At 66.7% G+C, this 22,119-nt stretch carries 26 protein-coding genes; 23 read left to right on the top strand and 3 right to left on the bottom strand.

The window, feature by feature from the left end; genetic code table 11:
• Positions 1-3 precede the first annotated feature (3 nt).
• The 9 genes from pgsA to dapF all read left to right on the top strand — a co-directional run bounded on the left by pgsA (position 4) and on the right by dapF (position 8,116).
• A complete protein-coding gene (pgsA, locus tag ABIE24_RS14500; RefSeq protein ID WP_354500883.1) occupies positions 4-591 on the top strand; it encodes a CDP-diacylglycerol--glycerol-3-phosphate 3-phosphatidyltransferase in 588 nt (195 codons plus the stop codon).
• Positions 588-1,109, top strand: a complete 522-nt coding sequence (locus ABIE24_RS14495) for a CinA family protein (RefSeq protein WP_354500882.1) — start codon at positions 588-590, stop codon at positions 1,107-1,109. Before pgsA ends, ABIE24_RS14495 begins: the two co-directional genes overlap by 4 nt.
• A 178-nt stretch (positions 1,110-1,287) precedes the next feature.
• A complete protein-coding gene (locus tag ABIE24_RS14490; protein WP_354500880.1) occupies positions 1,288-1,596 on the top strand; it encodes a helix-turn-helix domain-containing protein in 309 nt (102 codons plus the stop codon).
• An 81-nt stretch (positions 1,597-1,677) separates the two neighbouring features.
• A complete protein-coding gene (locus tag ABIE24_RS14485) occupies positions 1,678-1,902 on the top strand; it encodes a DUF3046 domain-containing protein (RefSeq protein ID WP_354500878.1) in 225 nt (74 codons plus the stop codon).
• Between the two features lie 261 nt (positions 1,903-2,163).
• Complete coding sequence (recA, locus tag ABIE24_RS14480; RefSeq protein ID WP_354500876.1) at positions 2,164-3,267, top strand: recombinase RecA; 1,104 nt, start codon at positions 2,164-2,166, stop codon at positions 3,265-3,267.
• 9 nt (positions 3,268-3,276) lie between these two features.
• On the top strand, positions 3,277-3,888 hold the full coding sequence (locus tag ABIE24_RS14475; RefSeq protein ID WP_354500874.1) for a regulatory protein RecX: 612 nt from the start codon (positions 3,277-3,279) through the stop codon (positions 3,886-3,888).
• Positions 3,889-4,341: 453 nt separating this feature from the next.
• Positions 4,342-5,940, top strand: a complete 1,599-nt coding sequence (miaB, locus tag ABIE24_RS14470; protein ID WP_354500872.1) for a tRNA (N6-isopentenyl adenosine(37)-C2)-methylthiotransferase MiaB — start codon at positions 4,342-4,344, stop codon at positions 5,938-5,940.
• Positions 5,941-5,957: 17 nt separating this feature from the next.
• Entirely contained in the window at positions 5,958-6,866 is a 909-nt protein-coding gene (miaA, locus tag ABIE24_RS14465; protein WP_354500870.1) for a tRNA (adenosine(37)-N6)-dimethylallyltransferase MiaA, read from the top strand.
• A gap of 368 nt (positions 6,867-7,234) precedes the next feature.
• Positions 7,235-8,116: a diaminopimelate epimerase gene (dapF, locus tag ABIE24_RS14460; protein WP_354500868.1), complete on the top strand. Its 882-nt coding sequence runs from the start codon at positions 7,235-7,237 to the stop codon at positions 8,114-8,116.
• Positions 8,117-8,118: 2 nt separating this feature from the next.
• Here dapF and ABIE24_RS14455 read toward each other — a convergent pair whose 3' ends face one another.
• The gene (locus ABIE24_RS14455) at positions 8,119-8,733 is read right to left on the bottom strand and encodes a class I SAM-dependent methyltransferase (RefSeq protein WP_354500866.1); all 615 of its coding nucleotides are present in this window, start codon (positions 8,731-8,733) and stop codon (positions 8,119-8,121) included.
• Between the two features lie 41 nt (positions 8,734-8,774).
• Here ABIE24_RS14455 and hflX point away from each other — a divergent pair, with 41 nt between their 5' ends.
• Positions 8,775-10,313, top strand: coding sequence for a GTPase HflX (gene hflX / locus ABIE24_RS14450; protein WP_354500864.1), 1,539 nt, complete (start codon positions 8,775-8,777; stop codon positions 10,311-10,313).
• Positions 10,314-10,426: 113 nt separating this feature from the next.
• Here the strand turns inward: hflX and lexA are convergent, their stop codons facing one another.
• Positions 10,427-11,158 carry a transcriptional repressor LexA gene (gene lexA / locus ABIE24_RS14445; protein ID WP_354500862.1) on the bottom strand — a complete coding sequence of 244 codons (732 nt, stop codon included), beginning with the start codon at positions 11,156-11,158 and terminating at the stop codon, positions 10,427-10,429.
• 277 nt (positions 11,159-11,435) lie between these two features.
• On the opposite strand from lexA, the gene ABIE24_RS14440 reads away from it, so the two are divergent.
• From ABIE24_RS14440 to ABIE24_RS14400, 9 genes are all read left to right on the top strand, one after another.
• Positions 11,436-11,861, top strand: a complete 426-nt coding sequence (locus ABIE24_RS14440) for a LysM peptidoglycan-binding domain-containing protein (RefSeq protein WP_354500860.1) — start codon at positions 11,436-11,438, stop codon at positions 11,859-11,861.
• 125 nt (positions 11,862-11,986) lie between these two features.
• Positions 11,987-13,069 carry a histidinol-phosphate transaminase gene (locus ABIE24_RS14435; protein ID WP_354500858.1) on the top strand — a complete coding sequence of 361 codons (1,083 nt, stop codon included), beginning with the start codon at positions 11,987-11,989 and terminating at the stop codon, positions 13,067-13,069.
• Entirely contained in the window at positions 13,066-13,674 is a 609-nt protein-coding gene (hisB, locus tag ABIE24_RS14430) for an imidazoleglycerol-phosphate dehydratase HisB (RefSeq protein WP_354500856.1), read from the top strand. Before ABIE24_RS14435 ends, hisB begins: the two co-directional genes overlap by 4 nt.
• The gene (hisH, locus tag ABIE24_RS14425) at positions 13,671-14,321 is read left to right on the top strand and encodes an imidazole glycerol phosphate synthase subunit HisH (protein WP_354500854.1); all 651 of its coding nucleotides are present in this window, start codon (positions 13,671-13,673) and stop codon (positions 14,319-14,321) included. Before hisB ends, hisH begins: the two co-directional genes overlap by 4 nt.
• Positions 14,322-14,371: 50 nt before the next feature.
• Positions 14,372-15,118: a bifunctional 1-(5-phosphoribosyl)-5-((5-phosphoribosylamino)methylideneamino)imidazole-4-carboxamide isomerase/phosphoribosylanthranilate isomerase PriA gene (priA, locus tag ABIE24_RS14420; RefSeq protein WP_354500851.1), complete on the top strand. Its 747-nt coding sequence runs from the start codon at positions 14,372-14,374 to the stop codon at positions 15,116-15,118.
• The gene (locus ABIE24_RS14415) at positions 15,102-15,869 is read left to right on the top strand and encodes an SseB family protein (RefSeq protein ID WP_354500849.1); all 768 of its coding nucleotides are present in this window, start codon (positions 15,102-15,104) and stop codon (positions 15,867-15,869) included. Before priA ends, ABIE24_RS14415 begins: the two co-directional genes overlap by 17 nt.
• Positions 15,870-15,959: 90 nt before the next feature.
• The gene (locus tag ABIE24_RS14410) at positions 15,960-16,475 is read left to right on the top strand and encodes an SRPBCC family protein (RefSeq protein ID WP_354500847.1); all 516 of its coding nucleotides are present in this window, start codon (positions 15,960-15,962) and stop codon (positions 16,473-16,475) included.
• Between the two features lie 51 nt (positions 16,476-16,526).
• Positions 16,527-16,991, top strand: coding sequence for an LpqB family beta-propeller domain-containing protein (locus ABIE24_RS14405; protein ID WP_354500845.1), 465 nt, complete (start codon positions 16,527-16,529; stop codon positions 16,989-16,991).
• Positions 16,988-18,766 carry a DUF5671 domain-containing protein gene (locus ABIE24_RS14400; RefSeq protein WP_354500843.1) on the top strand — a complete coding sequence of 593 codons (1,779 nt, stop codon included), beginning with the start codon at positions 16,988-16,990 and terminating at the stop codon, positions 18,764-18,766. Before ABIE24_RS14405 ends, ABIE24_RS14400 begins: the two co-directional genes overlap by 4 nt.
• 579 nt (positions 18,767-19,345) lie before the next feature.
• Here ABIE24_RS14400 and ABIE24_RS14395 read toward each other — a convergent pair.
• Positions 19,346-19,711, bottom strand: a complete 366-nt coding sequence (locus ABIE24_RS14395) for a DUF1844 domain-containing protein (protein ID WP_354500841.1) — start codon at positions 19,709-19,711, stop codon at positions 19,346-19,348.
• A 320-nt stretch (positions 19,712-20,031) separates the two neighbouring features.
• Between ABIE24_RS14395 and infC the strand changes: the two genes are divergently transcribed.
• The 4 genes from infC (at position 20,032) to ABIE24_RS14375 (ending at position 22,085) form a co-directional block, all read left to right on the top strand.
• On the top strand, positions 20,032-20,565 hold the full coding sequence (gene infC / locus ABIE24_RS14390; RefSeq protein WP_502916285.1) for a translation initiation factor IF-3: 534 nt from the start codon (positions 20,032-20,034) through the stop codon (positions 20,563-20,565).
• The gene (gene rpmI, locus ABIE24_RS14385; protein ID WP_354500839.1) at positions 20,558-20,752 is read left to right on the top strand and encodes a 50S ribosomal protein L35; all 195 of its coding nucleotides are present in this window, start codon (positions 20,558-20,560) and stop codon (positions 20,750-20,752) included. The genes infC and rpmI overlap by 8 nt, the downstream gene beginning before the upstream one ends.
• Before the next feature lie 25 nt (positions 20,753-20,777).
• Positions 20,778-21,170: a 50S ribosomal protein L20 gene (gene rplT / locus ABIE24_RS14380; protein WP_121673378.1), complete on the top strand. Its 393-nt coding sequence runs from the start codon at positions 20,778-20,780 to the stop codon at positions 21,168-21,170.
• Between the two features lie 105 nt (positions 21,171-21,275).
• On the top strand, positions 21,276-22,085 hold the full coding sequence (locus tag ABIE24_RS14375; RefSeq protein WP_354500837.1) for a TrmH family RNA methyltransferase: 810 nt from the start codon (positions 21,276-21,278) through the stop codon (positions 22,083-22,085).
• Positions 22,086-22,119: the final 34 nt, after the last annotated feature.

Below are 22,119 nucleotides of genomic sequence, written 5' to 3'. Positions count from 1 at the left end.
ATCATGGCCCTTCCCAGCGCCGCCGCTCCCCGCTCGACGAACCTGAACCTGCCGAACGCGATCACCGTCGTCCGCATCCTTCTCGCTCCTGTCTTCATCTGGATGTTGCTGGCCGACGACGGCGCGGACGGCGCGCTCCGCTGGGCGGCTGCCGGACTGTTCGTCGTCGCCATCGCGACCGACGGGATCGACGGCGCCATCGCCCGCAAACACGGGCTTGTCACCGAACTGGGCAAGCTGCTCGACCCGATCGCCGACAAGATCCTCACCGGCGGCGCCCTCGTCGCCCTCTCCATCCTCGGCGAACTGCCCTGGTGGGTGACGATCGTCGTCCTCGTTCGGGAGATCGGTATCACCGTGCACCGGATGATCGTCGCAACGGACCACGTCGTTGCGGCGGCCTGGATGGGCAAACTCAAAACCGTCGCCCAGGCCGTCGCGATCTCTCTCGCCCTGGCGCCGCTCTACCTCCTGGTCGGCGAATGGATCTTCTGGGTCAACGGAGCCCTGATGACCATCGCCGTGCTCCTCACCGTCGCCAGCGGCATCGACTACGTCCTCACCGCACTGAAGGCAGCTCGACGGCCATGAGCGGCGGGGGTGGGCGCGAGGCGGATCGGACAGCCGCGTTGATCCGCCACCTCACGGCGCGTGGGCTGACCGTCGCCGTGGCCGAGTCGCTGACCGGGGGACTGCTGGCAGCCGAACTCATCCGGCCGGCCGGGGCATCCGCTGTCGTCCGTGGGGGAGTCGTCGCCTACGCGACCTCAGCGAAGGGCTCGGTTCTCGGTGTCGACGCCGGTCTCCTCGCCGAACACGGCGCCGTGCATCCGCTCGTCGCGGAGCAGATGGCGGCGGGAGTGCGCCGGGTGTTCGAGGCCGACGGACGGGAGGCCGACATCGGCATCTCGACCACCGGCGTCGCCGGCCCGGACCCGCAGGACGGCACGCAGCCCGGCACGGTCTTTCTCGGGCTGTCGCTCGCCGGGGGAACCCGCTCTCTCGGTCTCCACCTGACCGGCGGCCGGGATGCGATCCGGCGCGACACGGTCACGGCAGCGATCGACTATCTCATCGCGATCACGGGCACTGACACGAGCGAGAACTGAGTGTTGAAAGTGTTCCCACCCCGCCGGAATAAGAGGAATCTGTCCGTCGTTGCACCGAACAGACTCACAAGAAAAGATCAGTCAGAAACACTAGGGTTTGTGCATGGATCGGTGTAGTAAAGTAGCCATCCACAGGCTTACCGGCGGTGAGACTGACCGGCAGAGAAGGAGGGGTCAAATGATACTTGTTCGTCAAGAAATCGGCGACGTGCTTCGTGACTTCCGGCTGCAAAAAGGGCGGACTCTTCGCCAGGTTGCAAGCAAAGCGAGTGTGGCCCTCGGCTACCTCAGCGAAGTCGAGCGCGGGCAGAAAGAGGCATCGAGTGAGATCCTCGCCTCGGTCGCCGATGCGTTGGAGACGCCGATCTCCGTGATCATGCGCGAAGTCGGAGACCGTCTCGCGGTTCTCGAAGGTATCGAGCCGATCCCCGACACCGTCCCCGACGAATTCGTCGCAGAACTGGACGCCAACCTCGTCAGTCGCTGACGAGAAGGTCCATCCGAAATACCCCGGAGCGCGCCAGTGCTTCGGGGTATTTTCGTTCTCAGCGCCCGTTACGCTTGATCCGTGAAACTCAGCGAGTTCAGGACAGCCATGACCACCGAGTTCGGTGGCGCATACGGCCGCGTGCTCGCCAGCGACCTCGTCTTGCGCGAACTGGGGGGTCGCACGCCCAACGAGGCCCTGGCCGCCGGCGAGTCCCCGCGGACCGTCTGGCTCGCCATCTGCCGTGAGACGGATGTGCCCGTCGAGCGGCGTCACGGGGCGGGCGTGCCGCCTCCCCGGCTGTAGCAGGCCTCCTGCGTCGGACGAAGGTTTCCGACACGCCGCCGATATTTACTCGAACACCTGTTCGGTCTGGGTTAGGCTCCTTCACAAGAGCCTTTCATGTGCGAACTGCCCACTGATTTCCTCCCCCAGACACCAATGTCAGGGGTGCACAATACAGTCGACATCGTTCCTGAAAGACGCTCCCAGCCTTGTCGCAGCGCGGAAACTCCCGGGCGTGACAGCCTACAGGCGCACCGATATCGACAGAGAAAGAGGCATGACATGCCATCACCAGCAGACCGCGAGAAGTCGCTTGAAACCGCACTCGCACAGATCGATCGCCAGTTCGGCAAAGGGTCCGTCATGCGCCTCGGCAGCGATGAGCGTGCCCCTGTCGCCGTCATCCCCACCGGCTCGATCGCGCTCGACGTCGCTCTCGGCGTCGGAGGGCTTCCGCGTGGCCGCATCGTCGAGATCTATGGCCCTGAGTCGTCCGGTAAGACCACGCTCACCCTTCACGCCATCGCCAACGCGCAGAAGGCCGGCGGTATTGCCGCCTTCATCGACGCGGAACACGCCCTCGACCCCGATTACGCGCAGAAGCTCGGCGTCGACATCGATGCCCTGCTGGTCTCCCAGCCCGACACCGGTGAGCAGGCACTCGAGATCGCTGACATGCTCGTCCGCTCCGGTTCCATCGACCTCATCGTGATCGACTCGGTCGCCGCGCTCGTGCCCCGCGCCGAGATCGAGGGTGAGATGGGTGACTCCCACGTCGGTCTCCAGGCGCGGCTCATGTCGCAGGCGCTGCGCAAGCTCACCGGTGGGCTCAGCCAGACCAACACCACCATGATCTTCATCAACCAGCTCCGCGAGAAGATCGGTGTGTTCTTCGGCAGCCCCGAGACCACGGCCGGCGGAAAAGCGCTGAAGTTCTACGCGTCGGTCCGGCTCGACATCCGCCGGATCGAGACGCTGAAAGACGGAACGGATGCTGTCGGAAACCGCACGCGCGTCAAGGTCGTGAAGAACAAGATGGCTCCTCCGTTCAAGCAGGCCGAGTTCGACATCCTCTACGGCATCGGTATCTCCCGCGAAGGCAGCCTCATCGACTTCGGTGTCGAGCACCTCATCGTGAAGAAGTCGGGCTCCTGGTACACCTACGACGGTGAACAGCTCGGCCAGGGCAAAGAGAACTCCCGTAACTTCCTGCTGACGAACCCTGATATCGCGAACGAGATCGAGAACAAGATCAAGGCCAAACTCGGCATCGGCGGAGCGGTCGCCGCACCCGAGAAAGCCGCAGACGTGAAAGCACCGACCGGCAAGCCGAACGCGGCAAGCAAAGCAGCCGCCGACGACCTCGCCGCCCGGCGCGGAGCGTAGGGGTCGCGCATGGTCCGATTCATCGATCCCAACGAGCCCGAGGGCGAGCCGAGCGACAAGCTCGCAACGGTCACCTATCTTCCCGGGGCGACACCACAGGAAGATGTCGTAGAGGCGGTGGCTGAACCCGACCCCGAGTCGGTTGAGGCAGCACTCGTGAAGAAACTCGCCCGGCGGGCGCTCAGCGAGTCCGAGGTCCTGTCGTTCGGTATGGACGAAGGGCTGACCGCTCATCAGGCGAACTCGGTCCTCGACCACCTGCGCGATCTGGGCTACGTCGACGACCGCGTTCTCGCCGAGCAGCTCAAACACGCGTTGTACGAGCGCAAGGGTCAGAGCAGGGCTGTCGTCGCCCGGGCGATGTCTGGGCGGTCGATCGAACGCGAGATCATCGACGAGGTCCTCGACGACATCGACTCCGGTGACGAGCTCAGTGCAGCGACCGAAATCGCGGCGAAACGTGCGTCGCAGCTGACTGGGCTCGACAAGCAGACGCTCGAGCGTCGGCTTGTCGGCTACCTCGCCCGGCGCGGCTACCCGGGCAACATCGTCCGCGAAGCGATCGCGCCTCTTCTTGCCGGGCGTTCGAGTTCGGCATCGTCGACCGTGCGGTTCCGCTGACACGAACGTACCTGAGACCCGACCCGGCTTGTGCCCGCCATCCTCTGGTGGTGGGCACAAGCCGGTTCTGTTTCGGCTGCGCACCGCGCCGTCGGGTGTGCGTGACGGCGTACGCGTTTGGACACGCGCGTGGTCACCCGTTCCGGTCAAGAGCACCCGGTGCGCCGGATGACTTCGGCCGGAACGGGTGACTTCGTTGCGGGGACAGGCGGGATGCTGTGCTGTCCGGTGTGCCTGGCGGCGTGTGCTGGATACGGGCGTGGTCATCCGTTCCGGTCAAGAGCACCCGGTGCGCCGGATGACTTCGACCGGAACGGGTGACTTCGTGGCGGGGGCGGCCGGCGACGGATGCTGCTGCTGTCGGTTGGGAGCGGACGGCACCCGCCGTCCGGAGGACGCACGCCGGAGCATCCGTCGCCCGGATCGGGCGGTCGAACGTAGACTGGGACGATCATGAGCACGCTGCAGGAAACGCCCACCGTCATCACGCCGTCAGCCGCGGCTCTCGACGGGTCCGGGCGAGCACGAACCTACGAAGTCCGCACCTACGGCTGCCAGATGAACGTGCACGATTCCGAACGTCTGGGCGGGTCCCTCGACGCGGCCGGGTACGTCAAAGCGGTGGGTGTCGAGCCGGATGTCGTGGTCATCAACACCTGCGCTGTCCGCGAGAACGCCGACAACAAGCTCTACGGCAACCTCGGCTATCTGGCATCCGTGAAGAAGCGTCACAAGGGAATGCAGATCGCCGTCGGCGGATGCCTTGCCCAGAAAGACAAGAACGTCATCCTCGAGAAGGCGCCCTGGGTCGACGTCGTGTTCGGCACGCACAACATGGGGTCGCTTCCGAGCCTGCTGGAACGGGCCCGTCACAACGACGAAGCCCAGATTGAGATCCTCGACTCGCTCGAGACCTTCCCGTCGACCCTGCCCACCAAGCGCGAGTCCACCTACAGTGGCTGGGTCTCGATCTCGGTCGGCTGTAACAACACCTGCACCTTCTGCATCGTCCCCGCTCTTCGCGGCAAGGAGAAGGACCGCCGCCCAGGCGAGATCCTCGCCGAGATCCAGGCGCTCGTCGACGACGGGGCGATCGAAGTCACCCTGCTGGGCCAGAACGTCAACTCCTACGGCGTCGAGTTCGGCGACCGGCAGGCCTTCGGCAAACTCCTCCGCGCCGCGGGCGAGATCCAGGGACTCGAGCGCATCCGATTCACCAGCCCGCACCCGGCCGCTTTCACCGACGACGTGATCGACGCCATGGCCGAGACCGGCAACGTGATGCCGCAACTGCACATGCCGCTGCAGTCCGGTTCCGACCGGATCCTCAAGGCCATGCGCCGGTCGTACCGCAGCGAGAAGTTCCTCGGTATTCTCGACCGGGTGCGTGCGCAGATGCCGCACGCCGCGATCTCCACGGACATCATCGTCGGGTTCCCCGGCGAGACCGAGGAAGACTTCCAGGAGACCCTGCGTGTCGTCGAAGCCGCCCGCTTCGCGACCGCGTTCACGTTCCAGTACTCCATCCGGCCCGGCACACCCGCGGCGACCATGCCCGACCAGATCCCGAAGGCGATCGTGCAGGAGCGCTATGAGCGGCTCACCGCCCTTCAGGACCGGATCAGCCTCGAAGAGAACCAGGCCGTCGTCGGACGCGAAGTCCAGCTGCTCGTCGCCGTCGGCGAGGGCAAGAAAGACGCAGCGACACACCGGATGTCCGGCCGCGCCGAGGACTCACGGCTCGTGCACTTCGACGTGCCCGAGGGCTCCGAGATCCCACGGCCCGGCGATGTCGTCACGGTGCGGGTCAGCCAGGCCGCGCCGTTCTATCTGATCGCTGACACCGCCGACGGGCAGCCGCTCCGGGTCCGCCGCACCGCCGCGGGAGACGCCTGGGATCGTGCCCAGGCTGAGTCGTGCGGGGTCCCCGCGCCGGCTGCAGCGACACCCGGCCGGGTCTCGCTGGGGCTTCCGTCCCTGCGGGTCGGCCCCCCGGCATCCGTCGCGGGCGCCACCACTCCGATCTACGACCAGTTGGACGGTCAGCGCTGAGTCCTGCAGAGGCCGACGTGATCTGCATCATCGGCCCCACCGGCACCGGTAAGTCAGAGCTGTCGCTCAATCTGGCCGAACGTCTCGCAGCAGCCGGTCGCCCGGCCGAGATCATCAACGCCGACGCGATGCAGCTGTACCGCGGCATGGACATCGGCACAGCGAAACTTCCGCCCGGCGAGCGGCGCGGCGTCCCGCATCACCTGCTCGACGTGCTCGACGTCACGACGGAATCCACCGTCGCCCAGTATCAGGCGGATGCCCGCGCGGCCGTCGACGACATCGTCGCGCGCGGGGCCACGCCGGTCCTCGTCGGAGGGTCTGGCCTCTACGTCGCGAGCGTGATCTACGACTTCCAGTTCCCCGCATCCGACAAGGCCATTCGGGCCCGGCTCGAGGCGGAACTCGAGACGGAGGGCGCCGGTGCCCTCTACCGCCGGCTTGCCGCCCTGGATTCCGCGATCGCGTCGCGGATCGGGTCGCAGAACACCCGCCGGCTCGTGCGCGCGCTTGAGGTGGCCGAGCTCACCGGGTCACCGGTCGCGGGCATGCTTCCGGAGGAACCCGTCTACTGGCGGCGGACCCGCATCGTCGGCCTCCGAGCGCCACGCGAGGAACTCGTCGCGCGGCTCGACGAACGCGTCCGCGGGATGTGGCGGGGCGGGCTGCTGGACGAGGTCCGTGAACTCATACCGCAGGGGCTCGAACACGGAGTCACCGCATCGCGGGCGATCGGTTACGCCCAGGCACTGCAGCAGCTCGCCGGCACCGCGACCGAGGCCCAGGCGATCGAGCAGACGCAGCAGTTGACGCGGAGGTACGCGCGCAGGCAGGTGAGCTGGTTCCGCCGCTACGCCGACATCGTCTGGTTGGACTACGACGCGCCCGACCTCGTCGACGCTGCCGTCGCATCCGTCACGAACTGACGAACGGGCCCAGCGTGTCGATTCGCCGTGGGATGTCGTTCACGTCCTCCGCGAACGACAGAGTGTGGTGAGTCGGGCGTTCACGGGCGTTCTTCTCGATCGACCGGGCCCACATGCTCGTTCACGGGATTGGCCCGGGATGTTGCTCACCGTCGTGCTGCATGGCCCAGGTGGCCCGATCGACGATTCGCCGACGCTGGGGCCTCGACGGGTGGCTCGATTCGCCACGGTGTGCTGCCCACGTCGCTCCGGAGCGACAAAGTGCGGCATCTCGGTGCGTTTGGGGCGCTACGCCGCGTGGCGCATGTCCGACACCGATGGCGAACGCCGTGCCGGGGGTGCCCCGGGACGAACCGTAGACTTGGCCCATGGCATTCACGCTCCCGTTCACCAAGGGTCAAGGCACCGGCAACGACTTCGTCCTCTACGCTGACCCCGAGGGAGCCCAGCCGCTGACCGCCGAGCAGATCACCGCGATCTGCGATCGGCACTTCGGAGTCGGCGCAGACGGCGTCATCCGCGCTGTTCGCTCAGCGAACCTCGACGCGGGCGCCGCGTCACTCGCTGAAGACGAGAACGCCGAGTGGTTCATGGATTACCACAACGCCGACGGATCGATCGCGGAGATGTGCGGCAACGGCATCCGGGTGTTCGTGCGGTACCTGCTCGACCAGGGCCTCGCGACGCTGGAGTCGGGGGATACCCTCCCCATCGGCACGCGCGCCGGGGTGCGCGACGTGCAGAAGTCCACCAACGGGTTCCAGGTCGACCTCGGCCGCTGGGCGCTCGACGGCGGCGAGCCTCTCGTGCGTGCCAAGGAACTCAAGGTGGCGCGGCCCGGGCTCGGCATCAACGTCGGCAATCCGCACGTTGTCGTCGCCCTCGCCGACGAGTCCGAACTCGCATCAGCAGACCTCAGCTACGTGCCGCGGATCGAACCGGAGCCCATCGACGGCGCGAACGTCGAGTTCGTGGTGCCGCACGACCCGCTGGTCACCGACGGCGTCGGCCGGATCACCATGCGGGTGCACGAACGCGGCAGCGGGGAAACGCTGTCCTGTGGAACCGGGGTCGCTGCGGCAGCGCTGGCGACCCGGCACTGGGCTGGTCCGACAGCGCCGAACCAGTGGCGCGTCGATGTGCCCGGCGGAACCCTCGGTGTGCGGATGTTCGCAACCCAGGACGGCGAGCACGTCGGCTTGAGCGGCGCCGCAGAACTCGTCTACACCGGAACACTCCAGCTGGGCTGAGCTCAGTCGCTGTGCCGGCTCGCGCGCAGCACGCGGTAGCCCTTGCTGATCGCCTCGCGCGTCACGTCGAAGGTCTCTGCGAGCTGCTCCTGCAGCCAGCGGTGCAGGCTGTCGGCGCCGAGGTTCTTCTGCACCACGAGCCAGGCGTCGGAGCCGGGCGAGAGCCGGGGGAGCCAGTGCTCGAGCATCTCGTGCAGGGCCTGCTTGCCGATCCGGATCGGCGGGTTCGACCAGATCGAATCGAAGACGAGGTCCGCTGGCACCTGGTCGGGCAGCACAGCGCGCACATTCGTGAGCCCCAGCTTCTCAGCGTTCATCCGCACCAGTTCCAGCGACCGTTCGTTGACGTCGACGGCCCACACCGTGGCATCCGGCGACGCGAAAGCGATCGTGAAGGCGATCGGCCCCCAGCCGCAGCCGAGGTCGAGGATGTTCCCCGTCGCGGGAGGGCGGGGTGTCTCGCTGAGGAGCACCTGGGTGCCCTGGTCGATGCGGCCCGGGCTGAAAATGCCGTTGGCCGTCGTCAGTTCGCGGTCGGCGCCGGCGAGATGCACCGTGACGGTCCGCAGTTTGAGTTCGGTGGCGGGCACCCCGGTGAAATAGTGATCGCTGGACATACCCGAACGTTACTCGACCGCACGCGTTAGGGTTAACTCTGATGACCACCCCAAGCGACACCACAGATCTTCCCGACGGCGACGACGCCGTGACGCGCGTGCTTCGGAACGCGGAGACACGCGCATCCGGCTACTCCCTGTTCGGTTCAGGCAAGGCCGAAGCGCTCGACACCGATTCCGGCTTCGGCGCGACCGCTGATGCCGGCCACGACGGTGAGCAGCTCGACCGCGAGGACCGGCAGGCGCTCCGCCGCGTCGCGGGCCTGTCGACCGAGCTCGAAGACGTCACCGAGGTCGAGTACCGGCAGCTGCGCATTGAGAACGTCGTGCTCATCGGCATCTACTCGCAGGGATCCCTGCAGGATGCCGAGAACTCGATCCGCGAGCTCGCCGCCCTGGCAGAGACGGCCGGAGCCGTCGTGCTCGATGGCATGCTGCAGCGGCGGCCGAACCCAGACCCGAGCACGTTCCTCGGCAAGGGCAAGGCCGATGAGCTCCGCGACATCGTCGCCGCGCTCGGCGCCGACACGGTCATCGCCGACACCGAACTCGCGCCAAGCCAGCGACGCGCGCTCGAGGATGTCGTCAAGGTGAAGGTCATCGACCGCACCGCCGTCATCCTCGACATCTTCAGCCAGCACGCCAAGAGCCGTGAGGGCAAGGCGCAGGTCGAACTCGCGCAGCTCGAATACCTCCTCCCGCGTCTGCGCGGCTGGGGTGATTCGATGTCGCGCCAGGCCGGTGGACAGGTCGGTGGCGCCGGGGCCGGAATGGGTTCGCGCGGACCTGGTGAGACGAAGATCGAGCTCGACCGCCGCCGTATTCACACCCGGATGTCGAAACTCCGCAAGCAGATCAAGGGCTTCGGTCCCGCACGCGAAGCGAAACGGGCGAACCGCCACCGCTTCGAGGTCCCGTCCGTCGCCATCGCCGGCTACACCAACGCCGGCAAGTCGAGCCTCCTCAACCGGATCACCAAGGCCGGCGTGCTCGTCGAGAACTCCCTGTTCGCCACGCTCGACGCCACGGTCCGGCGCACCCAGACCGACGACGGCCGGCTGTACACGATCTCCGACACGGTCGGCTTCGTCCGCAACCTGCCGCACCAGCTGGTCGAAGCGTTCCGGTCAACCCTCGAAGAGGTCGCCGAAGCGGATGTCATCGTGCACGTCGTCGACGGATCGCACCCCGACCCCGCGGCCCAGTTGATGACCGTCCGCGACGTCATCGGTGACGTCGGCGCCCGCGACATCCCCGAGCTCGTCGTCTTCAACAAGAGCGACCTCGTGAACGAAGACGACCGGCTGCTCCTGCGCGGCCTCGAGCCGAGCGCCATCTTCGCCTCTGCACGCACGGGTGAGGGCATCCCGGAGATCCTGGCAGCACTCAGCGACCTTCTGCCGAGCCCTTCGGTCGAACTGGACCTCCTCGTGCCGTACGACCGCGGCGATGTGATCTCGATGCTGCACCGGCGCGGACGGGTCGACCACCTCGACTACCTCGAGGAGGGCACCCACGTGCGCGCGATGGCATCCGAGGAGCTCGCCGCCCAGGTTTCGGAGTTCGCCCGGACGTCCTGACCGGGCTGCTGTTCGGTCGCGATCGGCTGTATGCGGCGTTGCTCGGTCAAAAACGGTCAAGGATCGCGTCGATCTTTGACCGTTTTCGCCGGAGCACGGTGTTGATGCTGGCGTCAGACGGAGCGCAGGACCGCCACGATCTTGCCGAGCACGTCGGCTTCATCGCCGAGGATGGGCTCGAAGCTGGAGTTGCGGGGGAGCAGCCAGGTGTGGCCGTCGCGCTGGCGGAATACCTTCACGGTGGCCTCGCCGTCGAGCATCGCTGCGACGATGTCGCCGTTCTCGGCCGTCTGCTGTTGGCGGACGACGACCCAGTCGCCGTCGCAGATTGCGGCGTCGATCATCGACTCGCCTGACACCTTGAGCATGAAGAGCTCTCCCTTGCCGACGAGCTGCCGGGGGAGAGGGAAGACTTCCTCGACCTGCTGGTCTGCCGTGATGGGCACACCGGCGGCGATCCGGCCGACGAGCGGAACCATCGCGGCGTCACCGACCGGCGTCGTGTTCTCGAAGTCGACCTCCGCGGAGGGCGAGGGCAGGTCGATGAGGATCTCGAGGGCCCTCGGGCGGTTGGGATCGCGGCGAAGGTAGCCACTCAGTTCGAGTTGGTTGAGCTGGTGGGTGACGCTCGACAGGGATGCCAGGCCGACGGCATCGCCGATCTCGCGCATGCTCGGCGGATAACCGCGGGAGCTCACGGAGCGCTGGATGACGTCGAGGATGGCCAGCTGCTTCTCGCTGAGACTTTTGCGCCGCCGGGTGGTCGGCTTGTCGGCGAGAACCCGCTTGGCCTTTGTGCCGGGAGACCCAGCCGTACCAGCGGCATCTCTCTTATTGAGCGTCATGTCACTCCCGTCTGGCGGGCGTTGCCGGCCAATGTCAGTGGTCGCTGGTTGGGTATCAACCATCAGCAGAACTCTAGACCCGGCACCCCCGCGCAGCAAACATCTGTTCGAGTGTGTCGAGAAAAGAATTCATGAAAGTACGAATACGCACTTGAATGTTCGAACAATCGAATATATATTCGGAACACAGCTTCGTATCCGGCTCCCCCGGCCGGGAGTCGGATACGAACACTCCGAACCACCGCTTGAGCACCGTCAGCAACGCAGGAGGCACACCATGAGCACAGCAGTCATCACACCGATCCGCCCGGCACTCTCGTCCCGTCAGGCAGCGATGCGACCGTCGCCCGTGGTTGCGTCGCGCGCCGCAGCAGAAGCCCCGGAGGGCACCGGCCGCATCCGCCTCACCCGCCGTGGCCGCGTCGTTTTCACGTCGCTCGCCGCCGCTCCGCTGATCGCGGTCGCCGCCTGGCTCGGGGTGAACGCCCTTCCCGCCGTTGCGACGTCAAGCCCGAGTTCTGTCGTGTTCGAATACGCGACGATCGAGTCCGGCCAGTCGCTCTGGCAGTTGGCGTCGAGCATCGCGCCCGAGGCCGATCCCCGTGATGTCATCGCCGACGTCATGCGCCTGAACCAACTCGACAGCTCGACCGTCTCACCCGGGCAGCGAATCGCCATTCCGGAGCAGTACTCCAGCAACTGAGCCGACGGCGCCGCGTCTTTCGCGTCGCCCACCCGGCACCGTCCGCCCGGCACCGCCGCCCGGCACCGCCGCCCGGCATCGACCGCCCGGCACCGGGGGGAGTCGCCCGCCGGTAAACTTGGCGGGTGAGTTCCCTTGAGTCCCTGCCCATCCGCGACGACCTTCGCGGCAAGACGCCCTATGGGGCTCCCCAGAAGAGCGTCCCCGTGGCACTCAACGTCAACGAAAACACGCACCCCATTCCCGAGGTCGTGGCTCGTGACATCGTCACCGCCCTTGCCTCCGCCGTCCTCGGAGCCAACCGTTACCCGGACCGCGAGTTCAGCGATCTCCGCGACAGTCTCGCCGGCTACCTCGGGCACGGGCTCACCCGCGACAACCTCTGGGCGGCCAACGGCTCGAACGAGGTTCTCCAGCAGGTGCTGCAGGCTTTCGGCGGCCCCGGGCGCACTCTCCTCGGCTTCGCCCCCACCTATTCGATGTACTCCCTCCTCGCTTCGGGAACCGGAACGACTTGGATCGCCGCCGAACGTGATGCCGAGTACGAGTTGTCGCCGGCCACCGCCGCTGCGGCCGTGTCGGAGGCGAAGCCCGACATCGTCTTCCTCTGCTCGCCGAACAACCCGACCGGAACCCCGCTCGCGCTCGACACCATCAAAGCGGTCTACGACGCAACCGACGGGATCGTCGTCGTCGACGAGGCGTACGTCGAGTTCGCGCCACATGACATCCCGAGTGCGCTGACGCTCCTGCCCGGGCGGGATCGTCTTCTCGTCTCACGCACCATGAGCAAGGCATTCGCCTTCGCCGGCATCCGCGTCGGCTACCTGGCCGCCGATCCCGCCGTGACGGATGCCCTCCGTCTCGTCCGACTGCCCTACCACCTCTCCGCCCTCACCCAGGCCGCCGCGACCGCCGCGCTCTCGCACAGCACGGCAATGCTCGCCATGGTCGACGAGATCCGGATCCAGCGCGACCGGATCACCGCCGGCCTGACCGAGATGGGGTTCCACACCTATCGCAGCCACAGCAACTTCGTGCTGTTCGGGGGAGTTGACGACCCGCACGCACTGTTCGAGGCGCTGCTGGAGCGCGGCATCCTGATCCGTGACATCGGGTTGCCCGGCCAGTTGCGCGTCACCGCCGGGACCGAAGCAGAGACCACCGCATTCCTCGACGCGATGGCCGCGATAGGCTCGAAAGCATGAGCACCGACCAGCGGACCGCCCGCATCCAGCGCGAAACGAGCGAGTCCAGCATCGACCTGTCGATCAACCTCGACGGCACAGGCACGAGCGACATCCACACGACGGTGCCGTTCTACGACCACCTGCTGACGGCATTCGCGAAGCACTCGCTGACCGACCTCACGGTGCACGCCAAGGGAGACACCGACATCGATGTCCACCACACGGTGGAAGACATCGGCATCGCGCTCGGCCAGGCGATCCGCGAGGCCCTCGGCACGAAGTCCGGCATCTCCCGGTACGGTGACGCCCTCGTTCCCCTGGACGAGGCACTCGTCCAGGCTGTCGTCGACATCTCGGGCCGGCCGTACCTCGTACACTCCGGCGAGCCTGCTGGTTTCGAATTCCACCTCATCGGCGGCCACTTCACCGGGTCGATGGTTCGCCACGTGTTCGAGGCGATCTCCTACAACGCGGCACTGACCGTCCACGTCCGTGTGCTCGGCGGCCGTGACCCGCACCACATCGCCGAAGCAGAATTCAAGGCGTTCGCCCGCGCGTTCCGCCAGGCCAAGGCACTCGACCCCGAGGTGACGGGGATCCCGTCGACGAAGGGCTTGCTGTGACCAAAGGACTCTCCCCGACTGTCGTCGTGCTCGACTACGGCAGCGGAAATGTGCATTCCGCGGTCAAAGCCCTCGAAGCGGCCGGTGCCACTGTCGAACTCACCGGCGACCGCGCCCGGGCGTTGGAGGCCGACGGACTCGTCGTGCCCGGAGTCGGCGCGTTCAGCGCCGTGATGGAGCAGCTCAACGCCTCCCGCAGCGCGGAGGTGATCGATCGGCGTCTGGCCGGCGGTCGCAAGGTGCTCGGTATCTGCGTCGGCATGCAGGTGTTGTTCGAACACGGCGTCGAACGCGGCATCGACACCGAAGGCCTCGGCGAGTGGCCGGGTGCTGTCACCGAACTCGATGCCCCGGTTCTCCCGCACATGGGTTGGAACACCGTTGACGCACCTGAGGATTCGGTTCTGTTCGCCGGGCTCCGGGAGGAACGCTTCTACTTCGTGCACTCCTACGCGGCGCAGCAGTGGACGCTCGAGGCGACGCACCCGTTCCCGGCGCCCCGCGTGACCTGGTCTGAGCACGGCGCCCGCTTCGTCGCCGCCGTCGAGAACGGACCCCTGTCCGCCACCCAGTTCCACCCCGAGAAATCGGGCGAAGCCGGCATCCGGCTGCTGCGCAACTGGGTCGGCACCCTTTCCACAGACTGACGTACGTCCCTGCGGCACGCTTGTGCCGCGCCCGAAATCAAGGATCAATCATGAGTGAGTTCAACACGACCCCGAAGCTCGTCCTGCTTCCTGCGGTCGACGTCGCCGACGGCAAGGCCGTGCGGCTGACCCAGGGCGAAGCCGGCACCGAGACCAACTACGGTGACCCGGTCGATGCGGCCGCCGACTGGGCAGCGCAGGGAGCCGAGTGGATCCACCTCGTCGACCTGGATGCCGCGTTCGACCGAGGGAACAACGCCGGCGTGATTCGCAAGGTGATCAAGCAGGTCCGTGGCGTGAAGGTCGAACTTTCCGGCGGCATCCGCGATGACGCGTCGCTGGAGGCGGCCCTCGCGACCGGCGCCAAGCGCATCAACCTCGGCACGGCGGCGCTGGAGAACCCCGAGTGGGCTGCCAACGTCATCGGCCAGTACGGCGAGGCTGTCGCCGTGGGTCTCGACGTCCGGGGCACGACACTCGCCGCGCGCGGCTGGACCCGCGAGGGCGGGGACCTGTGGACCGTCATCGACCGGCTCGAGCAGGCGGGTTGCGCACGGTACGTCGTCACCGACGTCACCAAAGACGGCACCCTCCAGGGACCGAACCTCGACCTCCTCCGTCAGGTGCTGGCGCGCACGAACCGACCCGTGGTCGCGTCCGGCGGTGTCTCGAGCCTCGACGACCTCGTCGCGCTGCGCTCGCTCGTGCCGCTCGGCCTCGAAGGGGCAATCGTCGGCAAGGCCCTCTACGCAGGAGCGTTCACGCTGGCTGAGGCGCTGGATGTCGCATCCGACTAACCCCGCGGACTCCGCCGGACAGGCCTGGGAGGGCCGCTCGTTCGGAGACCACGTCCCGTCGACCGATGACGGCTCCGCACCCGAGCACCTGATCGACGCGCTCGCGCGCTTCTCGGCCGGCGAATCCGGCGAAGCGGATGTCGTCGACGCGTTCCGCACGGCACGTCTCCTGATTCCGTTGGTCGCGCACGCCGGCGACGTCGGAATCGGGCCGAACGGCCAGAAGGTCGACAAGACGCAGGAACTCTCGATCGTCACGGTGCAAGGGCCTGACGGGCGTAACGTCCTGCCCGTGTTTTCGTCGGTCGCCGCGATGTCCGCGTGGAACCCGACGGCGCGTCCGGTGCCCGCCGACGGCATCCGGGTGGCGCTTGCGGCCGCAAGCGAGAACACCGACTTGGTCGTCCTCGACCCGACGAGCGCGACCGAGTTCGCGATCCGTCGCCCAGCGCTGTGGGCGATCGCCCAGTCCGAACCCTGGCAACCCGGCTACGCGAACCCCGACGTGCTCGACGCCTTCCTGACCAGCGTGCGGTCAGAACTCGCCGTGCTGAACGTGCGGCTGGCTGCCGGCGACCCGTCTGCGCGCCTCGGTGGGCCCGAGGTCGTCGTGCATCTGGAACTCATCGACGGTCTGACGCGCGCGGAACTGGACACGACACTGAACCGGCTCGCGCAGCGCTGGGCAGCGAACGACGTGATCGCCACGCGGGTCGATTCGCTTCGCGTGAAGCTCGAAGCCTCGGCCTGAAACCGGCGGGCGGCCGAATCCGCCGCTTCTGGCCGGTTGACCTCGCCCCGGTAGGGTGGTGCGATTGACACCCGAGGGAAGGACTCGCCGATGCCGCAGCCAACAGGACAGGTGACTCGTGGGACCGATGGAGCCTTTGAGCTCACACTGACACGCACCTTCGACGCCCCCGCATCGGATGTGTGGGCGAGTCTCACGGATTCGACGCGAACCGCCGAATGGCTGGGGCCGTGGCGGGGTGACGCCGGAGTCGGCAAGACCGTGGAACTGCGGATGTCGTTCGAAGAAGGCGCTGACTGGAGCGCTGTGCGCATCGACGCGTGCGACCCTTCGCGTGTCATCCGGGTCACCGTATCGGGAGCAGGCCTGGGCGAGGAATGGCTGCTCGAGGCCCGCCTGGCAGAGAACGACGGGCAAACCGAGCTCACGTTCGTCCACTTCCTGTCCGACCCGGCCGTCGCCGAGACAAGCGGACCCGGCTGGGAGTACTACCTCGACATGCTCGTTGCGTCCCGCGCCGGCGTCCCGCGTCCCGAGTGGGACGATTACTTCCCCGCCCAGCTCGAGTACTACTCCGAGCAGGTCCGACGCGCCACAGCCTCCTGACGTCCCGATCACGGGGTGCCTGGGCGGGGACCCGTGCGCCATACTGACCACATGACGCAAGATTCTGCCTCTGGCCGCCCGGCCCGCCGGAACCTGATCATCCTCGTGTCGGTCATCGCGGCGCTCGTTCTCGTGTCACTTCTCGTGGTCTTCACGCGCGGCGAGGCAGAGCTGCTGGACGAGTCGACTCCGGAGGGTGTCGTCCAGCGGTACTCGATGGCGGTTCTCGACGGCGACGACGCGGCCGTTGACTACCTGGCCAGTGTCGTGCAGGAACAGTGCGAAACCGTCGACAACACCGTTTCCGACGACATGCGCGTCACCTTGATCGCCTCGGATCTCCGCGACGAGTCAGCGGATGTCACGGTGCAGATCAGCACGCACGAGGGCGGCGCGTTCGGCTCCGAGTACAGCTACGAAGAAGATTTCAGGCTTGTCCGTGAAGGCGGCGACTGGGTCATCGAGTCGGCTCCGTGGTCGCTGACCGTGTGCCTGCGGGACGGTGAGTTCAAGTGAGTGCGGTCTCGGCCCCGTATGCTCCGGCACCCGCCCCCTCGGCAGGGCAATCGGTCCGCCGGCTCATCGTCTACACGCTGCTTTTCGCCCTGGTCGCCATCACGGCCACCGGCGTGCAGATCCTGCTCAGCCAGATCCTCGAGATGGATCCCCTTCTGGCCGGCCCGGACACCTCGCTCGTCGCACAAGGACTGGCGTTCACGCTCATCGGCGGTCCGCTCGCTGCCCTGCTCTGGTGGTTCCTCTGGCGCCGGTTGAGCGAACCCGCCGAGCGCGGCGCGCTCGCGTGGGGTATCTACGTGGCGGCGATGTCGATCGTGGCGTTGATCTCGCTGGCAACGGGGCTCCTCGCCTTCCTCGTCGAACTGGTAGCCGGCGACTGGAACGGGTCTGCTCTCGCGACCGGGCTGGTCTGGGCCGTCGTGTGGGTCTGGCACCGCTGGATGTGGCGTTCCGCCGCCAGGGGCCCGCTTCGCCTGGCTTCCGTTCCGGCGGTACTCGGGGCCGCGTTCGGCCTGCTGCTCGGGGCGGTGAATGCGATCACCCTGTTGAACGGCATCTTCAGTGCCGCAATCCGCGACATCACGTCGACTCCCTCGATCGGCGGCCCCTGGTGGACCCCGACCCTGCAGGCTCTCGTATGGGCCATCGGCGGGGGATCCGTCTGGGCCTGGCACTGGTACCGCGAGGGTGCGCGCTCGATCACGACCGGGCTGGCCAATGTCGCGCTCATCCTCCTCGGCATTCTTCTGGCCAGCATCGCCACCCTCGGTGGGATCGGCATCGTGCTCTACGTCGTGCTACGGCTGCTCCTCGACAACACAGATCCACTGCGCGAGCTGCTGTCGCCCCTCGGCATCGGTCTGGCGGCGGCCGCCGTCGGAACCGTGGTGTGGACGTACTCTCGGAGCGTCGCGGTCAGCCGGTCGCCGTCGACCCGGCAGGCGAGCATGCTGGCGACGAGCGGTGTCGCCCTCGTGGGCGCAGCGTCGGGTCTCGGCGTCGTCGTCAATTCGGCGCTCGGCATCCTGGCCACGCCGCTGGCAGGGGAGGGGCTCCGCTCACTGCTGCTGGGTGGCCTCAGCGCCCTGATCGTCGGCGGTGTCGCGTGGACGCTGGCCTGGCGGCCGCTGTCGGCGGGGGATGCCTCAGCGCTGACCCCCGCACGCCGCATCTACCTCATCGCGGTCTTCGGCGTCAGTGCCGTCGTCGCCCTGATCACCCTCCTTGTCATCGGGTATCAGCTGTTCCAGGCCGTCCTGCAGGGCGGTTCCGGGCTCATCGACCAGATCCGGGCACCGTTGGGACTGCTCACCGCGACTGCCCTGGTGGCCGCGTACCACTTCAGCGTCTGGCAGCGCGACCGGGCGGATGCCGCGGCGGCCACTCCACCGCCCCGCCAGCGCACCGTCGGTGAGGTCATCCTCGTCACGGGCGATGACCCCGCGCCTCTGATCCAGGTGATCGAGTCGGTGACGGGAGCTTCCGTGACCGTCTGGCGTGCGGCATCCGTCGCCCCCGGAGCGCTGCCCGGCGTCGAGGAGGGGATCCCAGGGGTCCGTGCCCAGGGAGCGCTTCCGGTGCCTCCGCCGATCGAGAACCTCCCGGTCGCTCCCGCTTCGTATGCTCCGGCAGCGGTCGGTGTGGCACCGGCAGCGACCCCGGCGCCGGATGCGGAGCACCTCGCCCGTGCCCTGGACGGAGTCACCGGTCGGCGGGTGCTCGTCCTGGTGGGTCCGGGGTCCCGGCTCGACGTCATCCCGCTCGCCGACTGAGCCTGACTCCGCACTCTGAATGGCCGCCCCGGAACAGGCGATGTTTTCGCCCGCAACCACGGTTCATGTGACGCGAATGTCGAAAACCCGCCGCGAAAACGGTCGGTTGCGTCAGATAAGCCGCGCCCGGCGGCGCCACACCCGTTGATGTGACCCGAACGCCGAAAACCCGCCAGGAAAACGGTCGGTTGCGTCAGATAAGCCGGGCCCGGCGGCGCCACACCGGTTGATATGACTCGAACGCGGAAAACCCGCCGCGAAAACCGTCGGTTGCGTCAGATAAGCCCGGGCCCGGCGGCGCCACACCGGTTGATATGACTCGAACGTCGAAAACCCGCCGCGAAAACCGGCATCTGCGCCAGATAAGTCCGTGCCGACGGCTCGGGCGTCCAGCCTCCCAGCCGCTGTGACTTTAGAGCAAGGCGGGCGACGGCGAATTGTGCCGAGGGTGTGGTCGGGCGCCCAGCCCTCCCAGCCGCTGTGAACCATCGAGCAAGGCGAAGCGGCGTGTGCCGCGTCCAGGGCGTGGACGGGCGTCCACGGGCGGGGACGCGGCGCACGCCGCGGAGCGCAGAAGGATTAGTTAACCGGCCCCGTCCATTTTTCCCCCGGCCCCTTACCAATAGGGTCCGGAATGACGGATGCCTCGCGGAACGCCAGCTGCAGGGACCGCAGCCCGTCGCGGAGGCTCCTGGCGTGCATGTCGCTGATCTCGGGAGCACCCGCGGTGATGAGGCCGGCGAGGGCGTTGATGAGCTTCCGGGCCTCATCGAGGTCCTGCTGCGTCGACGGGTCGTCGGCGAGGCCGCACTTCACTGCTGCTGCGCTCATCAGGTGGACCGCGGTCGTGGTGATGACCTCGACGGCGCCGACGTCTGCGATGTCGCGTGTGGCATCCGCTGCCGCGTCTTCAACGTTGTCGTAGGGGGATTCGTTAGTGCTCAATGCCAACCTCTGCTAGACTCTAAGACGGCTCCGGGACTATGTCCTGGTACGAAAGAGGAAATTTCCCACCCGCGCTTGACCGCTTCACTAAGGTTACCGGGTTGTTGTGCTCCGCCAGACGCATGGTTCCCATGCTGAGGTAGTCAGGGTACGAGCCGCTGTGATGGTGTTTAACCATCGCGGTTGCGGTGTGTGATTTCTCCTCTCTCGCCCGGTTCAGGCATCCGTCTGGGTTGGTGGTCACGAGATTTGAGTTATAGGAGTTACGCATTAGCGATCCCCGTACAAACGACCGTATCCGCGTCCCCGAGGTCCGCCTCGTGGGTCCCGCCGGAGAACAGGTCGGCGTCGTCAAAATCGAGGTGGCACTGCGTTTGGCGCAGGATGCCGACCTCGACCTCGTCGAGGTTGCCCCGAACTCCAAGCCACCGGTCGCAAAGATCATGGATTACGGCAAGTTCAAGTACGAGGCTGCGCAGAAGGCCAAGGAGGCCCGGCGCAACCAGGCGAACACGATCCTCAAAGAGGTCCGTTTCCGTCTCAAGATCGACAAGCACGACTACGAAACCAAAGTCAAGCGCGCTGAGGGCTTCCTCAAGGGTGGCGACAAGGTCAAAGCAATGATCCTGTTCCGCGGCCGTGAGCAGTCCCGCCCCGACCAGGGTGTGCGCTTGCTCCAAAAATTTGCCGAAGATGTGGCGGAGTTGGGCACTGTTGAGTCCTCTCCCACCATTGACGGTCGAAACATGGTCATGGTCATCGGCCCTCTGAAGAACAAGTCAGAGGCCAAGGCCGAGGCCAACGCACATCGTGCTGCCGATAAGGCAGCTAAGCAGGAGGAAAACAATGCCTAAGCAGAAGACCCACTCCGGCGCCAAGAAGCGATTCAAGCTCACCGGCTCCGGCAAGATCAAGAAGCAGCAGTCGGGCATGCGCCACAACCTCGAGGTGAAGTCCGGCCAGCGCAAGCGTCGCCTGAACTCCGACCAGCTTGTGTCGAAGGCTGACACCAAGAACATCAAGAAGCTTCTCGGTCGCTAGACCAGACCCGTTAGGAATATAGACAATGGCAAGAGTTAAAAGGGCGGTAAACGCTCACAAGAAGCGTCGGAAGATCCTTGAGCGGGCTGAGGGTTACCGCGGTCAGCGTTCGCGCCTGTACCGCAAGGCCAAGGAGCAGGTCACCCACTCCATGGTTTACGCGTACCGTGACCGCCGCCAGAAGAAGGGTGACTTCCGTCGCCTCTGGATCCAGCGGATCAACGCGGCATCGCGCGCCAACGGCCTCACGTACAACCGCCTCATCCAGGGTCTCGGCCTTGCCGGCATCGAGGTCGACCGTCGCATCCTCGCTGAACTCGCCGTTCACGAGCCCGCCACGTTCGCCGCCCTCGTCGAGAGCGCGAAGAAGGCCCTTCCGGCCGACACCTCGGCTCCGAAGGCTGACGCCGCGGCGTAGTCTCCTGCTTCATCCAACGGGCATTCCGCTTTTTGCGGGATGCCCGTTGTTGCGTTCGTGCGCGAGCCTCTCCGCTCTCGCCGCTCCCGCTCGTAGACTGGGCTGGTGCTTGATAACCCACGTTCCCCGCGCGTCAGAGCGGTTGCCAAACTTGCCAAACGACCAGGACGCGCCGAGACGGGGCTGTTCCTCCTCGAGGGCCCGCAGGCGGTGGCCGAGGCCCTCGCCTTCCGGCCGCAACTGTTCGTCGAGCTGTTCGCCACTCCCACAGCGCTCGAGCGGTACACCGACATCGCCGAGAAGGCTGCCGCCGCCAACGTCGAGATCGAGTTCGTCTCCGAAGAGGTGCTCAATGTGATGAGCGACACCGTGACCCCGCAGGGGTTCATCGCGGTCGCCCACCAGTTCCCCACCTCGATGAAAGACATCTTCGCTGCCGGCCCCAAACTCATCGCCATCCTCGAAGAGGTTCGCGACCCCGGCAACCTCGGAACGATCATCCGTGCAGCCGACTCCGCAGGAGCGGATGCCGTCATCCTCACCGGCCGCACCGTCGACCTGTACAACCCGAAGGTCGTCCGCTCGACCACCGGGTCGCTGTTCCACTTGCCGATCGCGGTCGGCGCCGAACTGCCGAACGTTCTTTCCCGTGCGCGTGCCGCCGGGCTCACAGTCCTCGCCGCTGACGTCAAGGGCACCAGCCTGCTCGACGCCCGCGCCGACGGTACCCTCTCCGGCCCGACCGCCTGGCTCTTCGGCAACGAAGCCCACGGCCTGACCGACGAGCAGCTTCCGCTGGCGGATGCCGCGATCACGGTGCCCATCTACGGTCACGCGGAGTCCATGAACCTCGCCACGGCGGCATCCGTCTGCCTCTACGAATCGGCGTTTGCGCAGCGTTCCGTCGCATCCTGACGTTCGTCCCTCTTTTTGGTTACAAGTCAGTAAC

The sequence above is a fragment of the Mycetocola sp. 2940 genome, from assembly GCF_040548835.1.
In the GTDB taxonomy this organism is placed as follows: domain Bacteria; phylum Actinomycetota; class Actinomycetes; order Actinomycetales; family Microbacteriaceae; genus Mycetocola_A.
Note: the sequence above shows the minus strand (reverse complement) of the source record. Positions and strands in the feature narration are given on the sequence as shown.

What these genes read in the sequence shown, in the direction of transcription:
- pgsA (WP_354500883.1), top strand. Translation starts at nt 4, where the DNA reads ATGGCCCTTCCCAGCGCCGCCGCTCCCCGCTCGACGAACCTGAACCTG.
- ABIE24_RS14495 (WP_354500882.1), top strand. Translation starts at nt 588, where the DNA reads ATGAGCGGCGGGGGTGGGCGCGAGGCGGATCGGACAGCCGCGTTGATC.
- ABIE24_RS14490 (WP_354500880.1), top strand. Translation starts at nt 1,288, where the DNA reads ATGATACTTGTTCGTCAAGAAATCGGCGACGTGCTTCGTGACTTCCGG.
- recA (WP_354500876.1), top strand. Translation starts at nt 2,164, where the DNA reads ATGCCATCACCAGCAGACCGCGAGAAGTCGCTTGAAACCGCACTCGCA.
- ABIE24_RS14475 (WP_354500874.1), top strand. Translation starts at nt 3,277, where the DNA reads ATGGTCCGATTCATCGATCCCAACGAGCCCGAGGGCGAGCCGAGCGAC.
- miaB (WP_354500872.1), top strand. Translation starts at nt 4,342, where the DNA reads ATGAGCACGCTGCAGGAAACGCCCACCGTCATCACGCCGTCAGCCGCG.
- dapF (WP_354500868.1), top strand. Translation starts at nt 7,235, where the DNA reads ATGGCATTCACGCTCCCGTTCACCAAGGGTCAAGGCACCGGCAACGAC.
- ABIE24_RS14455 (WP_354500866.1), bottom strand. Translation starts at nt 8,733, where the DNA reads ATGTCCAGCGATCACTATTTCACCGGGGTGCCCGCCACCGAACTCAAA.
- hflX (WP_354500864.1), top strand. Translation starts at nt 8,775, where the DNA reads ATGACCACCCCAAGCGACACCACAGATCTTCCCGACGGCGACGACGCC.
- lexA (WP_354500862.1), bottom strand. Translation starts at nt 11,158, where the DNA reads ATGACGCTCAATAAGAGAGATGCCGCTGGTACGGCTGGGTCTCCCGGC.
- ABIE24_RS14440 (WP_354500860.1), top strand. Translation starts at nt 11,436, where the DNA reads ATGAGCACAGCAGTCATCACACCGATCCGCCCGGCACTCTCGTCCCGT.
- hisB (WP_354500856.1), top strand. Translation starts at nt 13,066, where the DNA reads ATGAGCACCGACCAGCGGACCGCCCGCATCCAGCGCGAAACGAGCGAG.
- priA (WP_354500851.1), top strand. Translation starts at nt 14,372, where the DNA reads ATGAGTGAGTTCAACACGACCCCGAAGCTCGTCCTGCTTCCTGCGGTC.
- ABIE24_RS14415 (WP_354500849.1), top strand. Translation starts at nt 15,102, where the DNA reads ATGTCGCATCCGACTAACCCCGCGGACTCCGCCGGACAGGCCTGGGAG.
- ABIE24_RS14410 (WP_354500847.1), top strand. Translation starts at nt 15,960, where the DNA reads ATGCCGCAGCCAACAGGACAGGTGACTCGTGGGACCGATGGAGCCTTT.
- ABIE24_RS14405 (WP_354500845.1), top strand. Translation starts at nt 16,527, where the DNA reads ATGACGCAAGATTCTGCCTCTGGCCGCCCGGCCCGCCGGAACCTGATC.
- rpmI (WP_354500839.1), top strand. Translation starts at nt 20,558, where the DNA reads ATGCCTAAGCAGAAGACCCACTCCGGCGCCAAGAAGCGATTCAAGCTC.
- rplT (WP_121673378.1), top strand. Translation starts at nt 20,778, where the DNA reads ATGGCAAGAGTTAAAAGGGCGGTAAACGCTCACAAGAAGCGTCGGAAG.